This is a genomic window from Rhodopseudomonas sp. B29 (assembly GCF_000333455.1).
Taxonomy (GTDB): domain Bacteria; phylum Pseudomonadota; class Alphaproteobacteria; order Rhizobiales; family Xanthobacteraceae; genus Rhodopseudomonas.
Genome location: NZ_BADD01000575.1, coordinates 1 through 12938 on the forward strand (window position 1 = coordinate 1; position 12938 = coordinate 12938).

The 12938-nt window shown below is 65.7% G+C and carries 11 protein-coding genes and 1 pseudogene; 8 read left to right on the plus strand and 4 right to left on the minus strand.

Annotation, left to right across the window (positions count from 1 at the left end):
• Positions 1-260: 260 nt before the first annotated feature.
• Positions 261-467, minus strand: a pseudogene (locus I5M_RS20490) (hypothetical protein); the annotation flags it as partial.
• Positions 468-722: 255 nt separating this feature from the next.
• Here I5M_RS20490 and I5M_RS20495 point away from each other — a divergent pair.
• The gene (locus I5M_RS20495) at positions 723-1670 is read left to right on the plus strand and encodes a MoxR family ATPase (protein WP_022723105.1); all 948 of its coding nucleotides are present in this window, start codon (positions 723-725) and stop codon (positions 1668-1670) included.
• Positions 1670-3058, plus strand: coding sequence for a VWA domain-containing protein (locus I5M_RS20500; protein WP_022723106.1), 1389 nt, complete (start codon positions 1670-1672; stop codon positions 3056-3058). Before I5M_RS20495 ends, I5M_RS20500 begins: the two co-directional genes overlap by 1 nt.
• A 27-nt stretch (positions 3059-3085) precedes the next feature.
• On the opposite strand, the gene I5M_RS20505 is transcribed toward I5M_RS20500, so the two are convergent.
• Complete coding sequence (locus I5M_RS20505; protein ID WP_022723107.1) at positions 3086-3937, minus strand: DUF2189 domain-containing protein; 852 nt, start codon at positions 3935-3937, stop codon at positions 3086-3088.
• 216 nt (positions 3938-4153) lie between these two features.
• Here I5M_RS20505 and I5M_RS20510 point away from each other — a divergent pair, with 216 nt between their 5' ends.
• The 3 genes from I5M_RS20510 to I5M_RS20520 all read left to right on the plus strand — a co-directional run bounded on the left by I5M_RS20510 (position 4154) and on the right by I5M_RS20520 (position 7665).
• Positions 4154-5461, plus strand: coding sequence for an HlyD family secretion protein (locus tag I5M_RS20510; protein ID WP_022723108.1), 1308 nt, complete (start codon positions 4154-4156; stop codon positions 5459-5461).
• 22 nt (positions 5462-5483) lie between these two features.
• The gene (locus I5M_RS20515) at positions 5484-7061 is read left to right on the plus strand and encodes a DHA2 family efflux MFS transporter permease subunit (protein WP_022723109.1); all 1578 of its coding nucleotides are present in this window, start codon (positions 5484-5486) and stop codon (positions 7059-7061) included.
• A 274-nt stretch (positions 7062-7335) separates the two neighbouring features.
• A complete protein-coding gene (locus tag I5M_RS20520) occupies positions 7336-7665 on the plus strand; it encodes a multidrug efflux SMR transporter (protein WP_022723110.1) in 330 nt (109 codons plus the stop codon).
• 243 nt (positions 7666-7908) lie between these two features.
• On the opposite strand, the gene I5M_RS20525 is transcribed toward I5M_RS20520, so the two are convergent.
• Together I5M_RS20525 and I5M_RS20530 are read right to left on the minus strand one after the other, a co-directional pair.
• Positions 7909-8364, minus strand: a complete 456-nt coding sequence (locus tag I5M_RS20525) for a GatB/YqeY domain-containing protein (protein ID WP_022723111.1) — start codon at positions 8362-8364, stop codon at positions 7909-7911.
• Between the two features lie 153 nt (positions 8365-8517).
• Positions 8518-9219 carry an alpha/beta fold hydrolase gene (locus tag I5M_RS20530; RefSeq protein ID WP_022723112.1) on the minus strand — a complete coding sequence of 234 codons (702 nt, stop codon included), beginning with the start codon at positions 9217-9219 and terminating at the stop codon, positions 8518-8520.
• Positions 9220-9381: 162 nt separating this feature from the next.
• On the opposite strand from I5M_RS20530, the gene carA reads away from it, so the two are divergent.
• From carA to I5M_RS20545, 3 genes are all read left to right on the plus strand, one after another.
• Positions 9382-10575, plus strand: a complete 1194-nt coding sequence (gene carA, locus I5M_RS20535) for a glutamine-hydrolyzing carbamoyl-phosphate synthase small subunit (protein ID WP_022723113.1) — start codon at positions 9382-9384, stop codon at positions 10573-10575.
• Between the two features lie 386 nt (positions 10576-10961).
• On the plus strand, positions 10962-11960 hold the full coding sequence (locus tag I5M_RS20540) for an alpha/beta fold hydrolase (protein WP_022723114.1): 999 nt from the start codon (positions 10962-10964) through the stop codon (positions 11958-11960).
• A gap of 161 nt (positions 11961-12121) precedes the next feature.
• On the plus strand, positions 12122-12938 hold an 817-nt coding region (locus I5M_RS20545), incomplete at its 3' end, for a hypothetical protein (RefSeq protein ID WP_022723115.1).

Genomic DNA, 12938 nt, shown 5'->3' on the forward strand with positions numbered 1-12938 from the left:
GATTTGCGGGCACGGCGATCGCGGAATAGTGGTGCACGCGGGTCTCAATTGCATGATGTCCTCTTTGGGTCTGAAACAGCAATGCGATGCCAAGGTGCATAGCTGGATGAAGGCTTTGATCAACAAACGGACATGAGAAACAGCGGATCGGGGCTAACGTTCTCTCGCGAAGCCTCTAAGCGAAAGCGACCGTTGAAAAAGGCAAATCGGCACCCGGATGCTATCAGCATCCTTGGTTCACTGGCGAAGTCCCAGTCGCCTCACCGCCGCGCGGCCCTCGGCAGTACGATGATGTTATCGCTGACGGCCGAATTCGGCTCTACCCCGCCCGGCATCTCCGTCGCCGCCGGGGCGATCAGTTTGCGATACAGATGCGACGTCGCGTGGGCGAGGATCGGCAGAGTCACCACCAGCCCGAGGAAATACGGCAGCGCCGAGATCGCCAGCAGCGCCACGATGGTGGCGGCCACCATAGCAGCGCACGCCGCGTCAGTAAGATTGCCCACGTTTATCTCTTCCCGCCGCAGACGCTGCCACAGGGCCTCTCCCCTCTTTATCACGCCGTCTCGCTCTCGCGCCCTGGCTTGCTCTAACCATGAAGTCATGACAGGGCTGTCATCCGGCTGGCTCGCTCGTGCCCGGCGTTCGACGTCCTCGCCGACGGCGCGCGCTGGCAGCGGCGGGGCGGGCCCATCTGAAATTCCGCGGAGCGACAAACACGAATGACTGCGACTCAGCCGATCCAATCCATCGAGGCCGTCACCGAAGGGCTGGCGTCGGTCGGCTACATCGCCAGCCGCCAGATCGCGACCGCGGTGTATCTGGCGGAGCGCATCGAGAAGCCGATCCTGGTCGAAGGGCCGGCCGGCGTCGGCAAGACCGAACTGGCCAAGGCGCTGGCGCAATGGCGCGGCCTGCAGATGATCCGCATGCAGTGCTACGAGGGCCTCGACGAGGCCAAGGCGCTGTACGAGTGGAAATACGCCAAGCAGCTGCTCTACACCCAGATCCTCAAGGACAAGCTCGGCGAAGTGCTCGGCGACGCCGGAACGCTGAAGGTCGCGCTCGACCGGCTGCACGATTTCGGCGACGTGTTCTTTTCCAAGGACTTCGTCGAGCCGCGGCCGCTGCTGCAGGCGCTGGAGCAGCCGCAGGGCTGCGTGCTCCTGGTCGACGAGATCGACAAGTCGGACGCCGAGTTCGAATCCCTGCTGCTCGAGATCCTGTCCGACTATCAGGTGACGATCCCCGAGCTCGGCACCATCAGCGCCGTGGTCAAGCCGCTGGTGCTGCTGACTTCGAACGGCGAGCGCGACCTCTCCGACGCGCTGAAGCGGCGCTGCCTGCATCTGCATATCGGCTTTCCCGAGCAGAAGCTGGAAGAGCGTATTGTCGAAAGCCGCGTGCCCGGCGCCGGCGCCGCCTTGCGCAAGCAGATGGTCGGCTTCATCAACCAGCTGCGCGCGCTCGACCTGAAGAAGCTGCCGTCGGTCTCCGAGACCATCGACTGGGCGCGCGTGCTGGTGCTGCTGCAGGCCGCGGAGCTCGATCACCAGACCGTCAAGGACACGCTCAACGTGCTCCTGAAATACGAGGCCGATATCGAAACCGCGCAGCCGCAGCTGACGACCTTCATCGCCCGGGCCGGGCGCGACGGCGTGTTCAGCTGATGCGCGAGGAGCTGCACCGGTTCTTCCGGGCGGCGCGCGGCGCCGGCGTGCGCGTCTCGCCCGCCGAAAGTATCGATGCGATGCGCGCGGTGGCGGATGTCGGCTTCGCCGACCGCACGACGCTGCGCGACACCTTGTTGCTGACTCTCGCCAAGAGTCAGGAGGAAAAGCAGGCGCTCGGCGACTGCTTCGATCTGTTCTTCAGTCGGCCGCAGCCGGCCGCCCCGGCGGACGATGCGGCTGGTCGCGATCAGCCGGCCGAGGACGCCGCACCGGCGCAGCCGGGCAGCGGCGGCACGCCCGGCCAAAGTGGCGGCGAAGGCGGCGCGGCGCCCGAACTCGGCGAACTGGCGCAGATGCTTCTTTCGCAAGACCGCACCGCCGTCGCGCAGGCGCTCGCCGGCGCGGCCAACGCGGCGTCGCTATCCGACATCCGCTACTTCACCCAGCGCGGGCTGTTCCAAAGCCGGATGATGGAAGAGCTCGGCATCGGCCGGCTGCGCGACGATCTCGATCAGCTCAAGATCGACGACCCGGCCCAGGCCGAACGCCTCACCAAAGCGCTCGACGGCCTGCGCGACAGCGTGCGCGAGATGGTGTCGCAAGCGCTGCTGCTGTACGGCCGCGAGGAAGCCGAGAACCTGCGTCACGAGATCCTGCGCAACGCGCCGCTGATGCGGCTGGAGCGGCGCCAGGTCGAGCAGATGAAGGAGCTGATCCGCGCCATCGCCCGCCGCCTGCGCGAGCGCTACAGCAAACCGCGCAAGCGTCAGCGCCGCGGCCATCTCGACGTCCGCCGCACCATTCGCCGCAACGCCGCCTGGGGCAACATCCCGTTTCTCACCGCGTGGAAGAGGCGGCATCGCGACCGGCCGCAGATCGTCGCGCTGTGCGACGTCTCGGGTTCGGTGGCGCAGGTCTCGGACTTCTTCCTGCTGCTGATCCACAGCCTGCACGAGGTCGTCGACGACGTTCGTTCGTTCGCCTTCTCCGGTCACCTGATCGAGGTCAGCGACATCCTCGCCCGGCAGGAGCCGGAAGCGGCGATGCGAGAGATCATGGACAAGGTCGGGTTCGGCTCGTCGGACTACGGATCGTCGCTGGCCGATTTCGAGAAGCGCTGGCTGCGCAGCGTGACGCCGAAGACCACGGTGATCGTGCTCGGCGACGCCCGCAGCAACAATCTCGATCCGCGCACCGACATTCTGCGCACCATCTCCGAACGCGCCAAGCGCGTGGTCTGGCTCAACCCGGAAGGCCGCATGGGCTGGGGCTGGGGCGATTCCGAAATGTTTCGCTACGCGCCGTTCTGCAATCTGGTCCGGCAGTGCTCGAGCGCCAAGCAGCTCGAGCGCGCCGTGTCGGACATCGTCGCCGCCTATCAGTAAGCTGGCGGCGGCGCTTTGGCTTCCCGCTTACTGCCGCGCCGCCCTCGGCAGGACGATGACGTTGTCGTTGACCGCCGCATCCGGCTCGGCGTCCAGCGGCAGTTCGGCCGCGGCCGGCGCGATCAGCTTGCGATAGAGATGCCACGTCGCGTGGCCGAGGATCGGCAGCGTTACGATCAGCCCGAGGAAATACGGCAGCGCGGAGATCACCAAGAGCGCCACGATGGTGGCGGCCCAGGCGATCATCGGCAGCGGGCTCTTGGCGACGGCGCGGACGCTGGTGATCATCGCGGTGACGAAATCGACGTCGCGTTCGAGCAGCAGCGGAAACGACACCACCGTCAGTGAGAACAGCACCAGCGCCAGCACCGCGCCGACGCAATTGCCGACGGCGAGGAACACCAGGCCCTCGTTGGTGGTGAGCACCACCGAGATGAACTCCTGCAGGCTGCCGAACGACGCGCCGATGCCGAGGAACAGCGCGATCAAGAGGCGGACCTGATACATCCAGATCACGAACAGAAACAGCGTGACGAACGCCATCCAGCCCAGCTCGCTGCGGCTCCTCATCAGCCCGATCAGCGCCAGCGGCGACGGCGTGCGGCCGGTCTCGCGCTGGCGGCTCACCTCGTAGAGCCCGAGCGCCACGAACGGGCCGAGCAGCGCGAAGCCGGCGCCGAGCGGATAAGCCAGATAGACCATGTGGAAGAAGGTGAGGCAGCCGAGGATCGCGACGCCGCCGAGGGCGTAGAAGGCGCCGAACGCGAGACCGTAAAACGGCGCCGCCTGGAAATCGCGCAGGCCTTGCACCAGCGCATCGGCGATATCGGCGAACGTGACCGCACGCACCACGGGGTCGGATTGGCCGGAGATCGACATCGTCGCTCCTCCCTGATCATTATTACTTGTTAGTTGATGAATTAAGACCCGCATCGCGTCGGACGTCAATCGCGATGCATCACGGCCCGATCACATAAATGCGCTCCTCTATTGCAGCGCAGCAGTGATTATGCGCGTTTCCGCGATGGAACTCTTGCCGCAGTGCAGCGTTAGGACGCTTCGCAACTATTCGCTTGCGCGAGAGTCGATAAGCCCATGAGCAGGACGGACACCACCATCGCCGGCGACCGCGTCGCCGACAGGGAGCGCGCGCCGGTGGATATTCGCCGCGCCTCTCAACTCGCCGGCCAGGAGTCCGAGCCGCGGCCCGCCCCGCCTCGGGACCAAGACGAGGCCAAGGTCACCAAAAGCGACGCCGAAGCACGATCGGACCGCACGCCGGTCGATCGCAAATCGCCTGCCGAGAAGGAGCCGGAGCAAAGCGACGACGCCGCGGACAAGGGCAGCGACGACAAAGGCGAGAAGTCCGGCGGCGGGCTGCGCGGTCTCATCCGCAAGCATCCGGTCGGCGCCATCGTGGTGCTGGTGCTGATCATTGCCGCGATTGCGGGCGGAATCCTGTGGTGGCTGCACGCCCGAAACTACGAGAGCAGCGACGACGCCTTCATCGATTCGCGCCCGGTGCTGATCAGCCCGCAGGTCAACGGCGCCATCACCTCCGTCAAAGTCACCGACAACCAGGTGGTCAAGGCCGGTGACCTGCTCGCCACCATCGACCAGCGCGACTACAAAGCCGCGGTCGACCAGGCGGCAGCGCAGATCCGTCAGGCGCAGGCCTCGATCGACGACGCGAAGGCGCAGATCACGGCGCAGCAGTCGCAGATCGAACAGGCCAACAAGCAGGTTGTCGAAGCGCAGGCGGCCCTGAACTTTTCCCGCGACGAGAACCAGCGCTATCAGGACCTGGTGAAGACCGGCTCCGGCACGGTGCAACGCGCCCAGCAGGCGCAATCCGACTTCACCAGCAAGCAGGCCGCGTTGGCCGCGGCGGACGCAGCGCTGACCTCGGCCAAACGACAGATTGATGTGCTCAACGCCAAGGTCGAGCAGGCGCGCGCTCAGCTTCAGCAAGCGCAGGCACAGAAGGAGCAGGCCGATGCCAATTTTGCCCGCACCGAACTACGTGCGCCGACCGACGGCCGCATCGCCAAGCTGACTGGCGCGGTCGGCGCCCTGGCGTCGCCGGGCCAGGCCCTGATGGTGCTGGTGCCGCTCGACGTCTGGGTGACGGCGAACTTCAAGGAGACGCAGCTCGAGCTGATGCGCGTCGGCCAGCCGGTGCGGATTCATGTCGACGCCTATGACCGCGACTTCCCCGGCCACGTCAACAGCATCCAGGCCGGCAGCGGCACGGCGTTCAGCCTGCTGCCCGCCGAGAACGCCACCGGCAACTACGTCAAGGTGGTGCAGCGCGTGCCGGTGAAGATCACCTTCGATCAGCGGCCCGACGTCTGGCTCGGCCCCGGCATGTCGGTGGTGCCGCGGGTCACCGTGCGTCAGTAAGCGAGTTAGCAAGGACCGCACCATGGCCGAGCCGGCAGGCGAATATGGCAGCGCCAATCCGTGGCTGATCGCCGTGCTGGTGTCGGTCGCCACCTTCATGGAGGTGCTCGACACCACCATCGCCAACGTGGCGCTGCGCTACATCTCCGGCGGCCTCGCAGTGTCGAGCGACGAAGCCTCGTGGGTGGTGACGACCTATCTCGTCGCCAACTCGATCGTGCTGTGCGCCTCGGGCTGGATCGCCACGATGTTCGGGCGCAAGAACTTCTTTCTGGTCTGCATCGCGCTGTTCACGGTGTCGTCGCTGCTGTGCGGCTTCGCCTGGAATCTCGACGCCCTGCTGTTCTTCCGGCTGATGCAGGGCCTGGCCGGCGGCGGCATGACGCCGGTGGCGCAGTCGATCCTCGCGGCAGCTTTTCCGCCGTCGAAACGCGGCCAGGGCTTCGCGCTGTACGGCATCGCCGTGGTGGTGGCGCCGGTGGTCGGGCCGACGCTCGGCGGATGGCTCAGCGACAATCTCTCCTGGCACTGGTGCTTCCTGATCAACGTGCCGGTCGGCATCGTGTCGCTGGTGCTGATCTATTTCATCATCCCCTCGTCCGAGCAGCAGAAGAAGGAGTGGGCCAAGCTGTGGGCCAACGGGCTCAATTTCGACTTTGTCGGCTTCGCGCTGGTGGCGGCGTTCCTCGGCTCGCTCGAAGTGGTGCTCGACCGCGGCCAGGTCGAGGACTGGTTCTCATCCAGCTTCATCGTCACCTTCGCCATCATTTCGGTGGTGGCGCTGCTGGCGTTCGTGCCGTGGGAGCTGACGCGCAAGCAGCCGCTGATCGACATCAAGATGCTGGCGGGGCGGCAGTTCGGCACCTGCTTCGTCATCATGCTGGCAACCGGCGCGCTGCTCATCGCCACGACGCAGATCGTGCCGCAGCTGCTGCAGGAAGACTTCGGCTACACGGCGACGCTCGCCGGCCTCGTCATCTCGCCGGGCGGCCTCGTCACCATGGCGATGATGCTGGTGGTCGGCAGGCTCGGGGCCGTGCAGCCGCGCTGGCTGATCGCGCTCGGCGCCAGCATCTGCGTCGGCGCCATGTTCGACCTGATGCGGATGTCGCCGGACGCCGACTATTGGTTCTTCGCGCTGTCGCGCATCTATCTCGGCATCGGCCTGCCGCTGATCTTCATCCCGATCACTACCGCGTCGTACGACGGCATTCCGCCCAACAAGACCGACCAGGCCTCGGCGATGATCAACCTGGCGCGCAATTTCGGCGGCTCGATCGGTGTATCGGTGAGCCAGACCGTGCTGGCGCAGCGGCTGCAATTCCACAACAGCCGCCTGGTCGAGCATATCGGCGCGTGGAATCCCTACTACCACGACACGCTGAACAACATTCAGAACTACCTGAAAAGCCAGAATGCCACCGGCAACGTCTCCGGCACCGCGACCGCGATCATCGGCCAGATGGTGCAAGGCCAGGCCTCGATCATGGCCTATCTCGACGTGTTCGTCGCGCTCGGCGTCATTGCCGGCTTGATGGTGCCGCTCGCCCTGTCGCTGCGTACCGTCAAACGAAGCGACAAGCCGGCGATGGGGCATTGAGGCATACTAACTTGCTGAGTCGTCATCCTGAGGTGCGCGCGCAGCGCGCCTCGAAGGATGCGGCCGAGGACTCGCGGCCCATCCTTCGAGGCCCGCCGTTCCGCGCATAGCGCGGCCCAGCGGGCGCCTCAGGATGACGGCGGTGAATCTGGCGGACGCCAAACACCTCTAAGGTCGTCATCGACTCTTCTTGCGATTGAACTAAGCCTGCGACCGCCTCGTGCTGATGCGGAAGCAATCCAGCGCGAGGCGAGTTGGCCGAACGGAGCTATCGATGAAGTGGGTCTATTTGCTGGTCGCGATCGTTGCCGAGGTGGCGGGGACGAGTGCGCTGAAGGCGTCGCAGGGCTTCACCGTGTTGTTGCCGTCGGTGCTGGTCGTGGCCGGCTACGCCACCGCGTTCTATTTCCTGTCGCTGACGCTGAGCAGCATCCCGGTCGGCATCGCCTACGCGCTGTGGTCCGGCATCGGCATCGTGCTGATCTCGGCGATCGGCTGGCTGTGGCTCGGCCAGCCGCTGGACGTCGCGGCGCTGGTGGGCATCGGACTGATCATTGCGGGAGTGGCGGTGATCAATCTGTTCTCGAACGCGGCGGCGCATTGAGAGAGCCAACTCCCAGTACAGCGCGCTCCCTCGCCCCGCTCTTGCGGGGAGAGGGGTGGGGTGAGGGGCGACGCGGGCACTGAGCAAATTGTGAGTAGTACGGCGACTCAATGTCTCTCGGCCTCGCGGAGGCGCCCCCTCACCCGCCCCGGCTTCGCTGCGCTACGCCGGGTCGACCTCTCCCCGCACGCGGGGCGAGGTTGGCCGTGCTCGGCGCCGGACTTTGCTATGTTGCGCGAGCCACTAACCCGTCAGCGCCGCCTTCACCAGGCCGCTCGCCTTGCCGAAATCCATCTGGCCGGCGTACTTCGCTTTCAGCGCGCCGATGACCTTGCCCATGTCCTTGATGCCGGCGGCGCCGGTTTCGGTGATGGTGGCGGCGATGGCGGACTTGATCTCGTCGTCCGACATCTGCTGCGGCAGATAGGCCTGGATCACGGCGATCTCGGCGCGCTCCTGGTCGGCGAGTTCGGCGCGGCCGCCCTTCTCGTACAGCTCGACCGATTCCTGGCGCTGCTTGATCATCTTCTGCAGCACGCCGAGCACTTCGGCGTCGCCGAGCGGCGGCTTGCCCTGGCCGCGAGCCTCGATGTCGGCGTTCTTCAGGGTCGAGTTGACCATGCGCAGCGTCGACAGCTTGCGCTCGTCCTTGGCCTTCATCGCCTCCTTGACGGCGTTGTTGATATCGTCGCGCAGCATAGTGGGATCCTCGATTAGGTCGTCATTGCGAGCCGAAGGCGAAGCAATCCAGCCTCGTGCACTGCGCTGGATTGCTTCGTCGCTTCGCTCCTCGCAATGACGGAGAGACGAATGATTGCGCCTGATGTAGGCCGTTCGGCCCGCTGAAACAACTCAGTTGGCCAGCCACTCCGCCAGCACCTTGGCGGTGGCTTCGGGGCTTTCGATCATCGGCAGGTGGCCGCAATCCGGCAGCACGGTGAGGCGCGAGCCGGGAATGCCGGCGGCGATCTCATCGGACAGCGGCTTGGGCAGCGTGTTGTCGGTGTCCGACGTCAGCACCAAAGTCGGGCATTTGATGGTCGCCAGCGTCGGCCGCGAATCGACGCGAGCCATGATGGCGCGGAGCTGGCGGACGAAGGCCTGCGGGCCGACGTCGTAGGCCAGATCGGTGACGAGCTGGCGCAACTCGGCGTCGTCGTGACGCGACGGATGGACGAAGCCGGGATACAGCGCCGCCACCCCGGCGTCGAAGCCGCCGGCCTCGATGCGCTCGATCATGCCGCGGCGGCGGGCTAGCGCTTCGTCGCCATCCGGCCGCGCCTGGGTGTTGACCAGCGCCAGCCTGGCGACGCGCTCGGGCGCCTGGCGCATGATCTCGAACGCGATGTAGCCGCCGAGCGAATGCCCGGCCAAAGCGAAGCGCGGCGGCGCCTCGGCCAGAATCCGCGCCGCGATCGCCGGAATGTTGTCGTCGCGCAGGTGGTTGGCCAGCACAACCGGGCCGTGCACCCATAGCGCCGGCACCACCGGCAGCCAGATGCGGGCGGAGCCGCCGAGGCCCGGGACGAGGACGACCGGCAGGGATTCGGACATGGGCGCTCTCTCTTTTCTGTGTTGGGTCGACAGCCGACTTCGGGCGACCGGGGGCCGCGACCCTAGTCGGCCGCGAAACGCTGTCAAATTCCGCCGAAACGCCGTGGGAACCAGCGTCTCGGGCTTTGACGGACAAAACCCGCGGCCCTATGTAATGCGCTCATGACCAATTCAGCATCCAATCCCGCCTGGCCGGACCACAAGCCGACCGCGCTGCTCGTGCTCGCCGATGGCACCGTGTTCGAAGGCTTCGGCCTCGGCGCGGAAGGCTCCGCGGTGGGCGAAGTCTGCTTCAACACCGCGATGACCGGCTACGAGGAGATCCTCACCGATCCGTCCTATGCCGGGCAGCTCATCACCTTCACCTTCCCGCATATCGGCAACGTCGGCACCAACGACGAGGATATCGAGACGGTGAACATGGCGGCGACGCCGGGCGCGCGCGGCGTCATCCTGCGAGACGCCATCACCGATCCGTCGAATTATCGCTCGTCCAAGCATCTCGACACCTGGCTGAAGGCGCGCGGCATCATCGGCCTGTCGGGCATCGACACCCGCGCGCTGACGGCATTGATCCGCAGCAAAGGCATGCCCAACGCGGTGATCGCGTATTCGCCGAAGGGCGAATTCGATCTTGCAGCGCTGAAGAAGGAAGCGGCCGAGTGGCCCGGCCTCGAGGGCATGGATCTGGTGCCGATGGTGACCTCGGGCCAGCGCTTCACCTGGGACGAGACGCCGTGGGCCTGGGGCGAAGGCTTCGGCCGGCAGGACAAGCCGGAGTTCAACGTCGTCGCCATCGACTACGGCATCAAGCGCAACATCCTGCGCCTGCTCGCCGGCGAAGGCTGCAAGGTCACCGTCGTCCCGGCCACCACCTCGGCCGAAGACATCCTGGCGATGAAGCCGGACGGCGTGTTCCTGTCCAACGGCCCGGGCGATCCGGCCGCGACCGGCAAATACGCGGTGCCGGTGATTCAGCAGGTGATCGAGACCGGCGTGCCGACCTTCGGCATCTGCCTCGGCCACCAGATGCTCGGCCTCGCCCTCGGCGGCAAGACCGTGAAGATGCATCAGGGCCACCACGGCGCCAATCATCCGGTCAAGGATCTCACCACCGGCAAGGTCGAGATCACCTCGATGAACCACGGCTTCGCGGTCGACAAATCGACGCTGCCGGGCAACGTGCAGCAGACTCACGTCTCGCTGTTCGACCAGAGTAACTGCGGCATCGCGCTCGCCGACAAGCCGGTGTTCTCGGTGCAGTATCACCCCGAAGCCTCGCCCGGCCCCCGCGACTCGCACTACCTGTTCAAGCGCTTCGCCGAGCTGATGCGCACGAAGAAGAGCGCGGCCTGAGCGCTTCGGAATTGATCGAAGCGCTACGATTCATCGCAAGATGCACTGAGTCCTCATCCTGAGGAGCCGCGGCATCGCCCGCAGGGCGAAGCCGCGGCGTCTCGAAGGATGGGCTACGCAGTGCCTGCAGCGCATGGTTCGAGACGGCGCTTCGCGCCTCCTCACCATGAGGTTTTGCTTGTTGCCGGCTCTTCAACATCCTCACGCACGAGAAATTTCGCGACTTGAATTAGTTGACGTCACGCCAGCATGACGTCTTTCCACCGCTGAAAAAGTAGCTCAATACCAATCGCACAATTATCACCCTCGAAGTCGTGCGAAGTTGGAACCCTGCGAGTTCCACGACATTTGCTCCCTGATTGATTTTCATCACAGGGGATTCGCAGATGTCGATCGGCCGTGGGGATGCAACGCAAGTCATCGAACTCGAGCGCGCTCACTGGCGCTCAGGTCTCGCCAATCCTGTCGGCGGTGCGCGAAGCGACGTGGTCACGCGCGTCGGCCGCATCGCCACCTACACGATCGCGCCGGCTGAGGGCGCCTCGACCACACCGCTGCTGCTGATCCACAGCGTCAACGCCGCCGGCTCCGCCTACGAAGTGAAGCCGCTATATGATTACTACGCGGCACGGCGGCCGACGATGGCGGTCGATCTTCCCGGCTTCGGCCAGTCCGATCGCAGCGACCGCGCCTACGACGCGCGGCTGATGACCGACGCGGTGCACGCCGCGATCGCGCAGGTACAGGAACGCTACGGCGCGCAGCCCATCGACGTGCTGGCGCTGTCGCTAGCGTGCGAATTCGTCGCTCGTGCTGCGATCGAGAAACCCGGCAGCATCCGCTCGCTCGGTCTGATCAGCCCGACGGGCTTCGAAGGTCGCGCCCGTGACGCGCAGACCTACGGCACGCGCGGCATGTCCTGGCTGCTCGGCACGCTGAATGTCGGCCTGTGGCGCGAAGGCTTCTTCAAGCTACTGACCGCCCGCCCGGTGATCCGCAAGTTTCTGGAGAAGGCCTGGGGCTCGAAGAACATCGACGAACCGATGGTCGAGTATGACTACCATACTACCCATCAGCCCGGCGCCGAGCGCGCGCCGTATTACTTCGTCGCCGGCTTCATGTTCAGCACCGATATCCTGACCGTCTACGACCAGGTGCGGCAGCCGGTGTGGATGGTGCACGGCGTGCGCGGCGATTTTGTCGACTATCACCACAAGACGCGCGTCGAAGGCAAGCCGAACTGGCACATCGAGGTGTTCCAGACCGGAGCCTTCCCGCATTATGAAGTGCTGGATCAGGTGACGCGCGCCTACGACGACTTCCTCGCCGCGCATGTGTCGCCGAATGTGTCACAGGCGAATGACGGACACCCCGTCAACGCGTGACGACGCAACTACTCGGGTAGCGTCGCACGATGATGTGATGCGGCGCTTCCTGATAACAACGCACGCTTCGGAGCATTTCGTATTGCCATCGGCCGAATGACGACGGTTAAATTGCGAGTGCAAATCATCCGGGGCTGCACCGGCGGAGGTGGTGAACGGGAATGAACTACGCCAGGCTCCTGACCGGCTCCGCCGGCACCGACACGCAGTCGACTCGCCCGCTCACCCACCACGAAATCCTCGGCTTGGTTCGCCCGTTCACGCGCCGTGACCGTCATGTCGATCTCGAAGCCAGCGATCGCATCGCGCGGCGACTGAACTTCAAGCCGGTGGTGCACGAGGGCGCGGCTCCCGGCGAACGCACCGCCACCGAGCTGCTGCAGCTCGACAGCGCCGAGCCCGGCATTCACACACTGACGCGCACGCTGACGCTCGACACCGGCCTCTCCGCCAAGGTCGAAGCGCGCGGCAGCGATCCGGCGATGTTGCTCGACAGAGTCGATGAGCTGGCGCCGCAGCAGCAGTTCCGCGAGATCGACGGCACCATCGTGGCGCGCAGCTATCGGCTGACCTGCGACGAGAAGACTGCTACGCACAGCGAGATCACGCGCGGCGAGGCAGAAATCGCCGGCTTCAGCATGGTGCTCGAAGCCGCGCAGGTGAAAGGCTATCCCGCCGAGATCAAGATCGTGCCGAAGCAGGACGGCGCCGCGCTGCCCGAGGATCTGCTCGCGGTGATCGGCTGGGCGTGGTCGCCGCTGCGCAAGCGCGGCGGCGGCTGGATCGGCAAACTGAAGGTGCGTGGCAGCGGACCCGAACTCAGCCGCAGCCTGGAGAACAAGCTCGACGCCACCGTGGCGCATCTGGTGCAGACGCTGACGCGGCCGCCCGCGGCGTTTCACGAGAGCCTCGCCAAGAAGCGCTGGGGCGTGGCGCTGCGCCGCGCGCTGCCGCTGCTGTTCTTCGGCGGACTCATCA

Coding starts and splice junctions, on each gene's coding strand:
- I5M_RS20520 (WP_022723110.1), top strand. CDS start 7,336: ATGAAGTGGGTCTATTTGCTGGTCGCGATCGTTGCCGAGGTGGCGGGG.
- I5M_RS20505 (WP_022723107.1), bottom strand. CDS start 3,937: ATGTCGATCTCCGGCCAATCCGACCCCGTGGTGCGTGCGGTCACGTTC.
- I5M_RS20525 (WP_022723111.1), bottom strand. CDS start 8,364: ATGCTGCGCGACGATATCAACAACGCCGTCAAGGAGGCGATGAAGGCC.
- I5M_RS20495 (WP_022723105.1), top strand. CDS start 723: ATGACTGCGACTCAGCCGATCCAATCCATCGAGGCCGTCACCGAAGGG.
- I5M_RS20510 (WP_022723108.1), top strand. CDS start 4,154: ATGAGCAGGACGGACACCACCATCGCCGGCGACCGCGTCGCCGACAGG.
- carA (WP_022723113.1), top strand. CDS start 9,382: ATGACCAATTCAGCATCCAATCCCGCCTGGCCGGACCACAAGCCGACC.
- I5M_RS20515 (WP_022723109.1), top strand. CDS start 5,484: ATGGCCGAGCCGGCAGGCGAATATGGCAGCGCCAATCCGTGGCTGATC.
- I5M_RS20500 (WP_022723106.1), top strand. CDS start 1,670: ATGCGCGAGGAGCTGCACCGGTTCTTCCGGGCGGCGCGCGGCGCCGGC.
- I5M_RS20540 (WP_022723114.1), top strand. CDS start 10,962: ATGTCGATCGGCCGTGGGGATGCAACGCAAGTCATCGAACTCGAGCGC.
- I5M_RS20530 (WP_022723112.1), bottom strand. CDS start 9,219: ATGTCCGAATCCCTGCCGGTCGTCCTCGTCCCGGGCCTCGGCGGCTCC.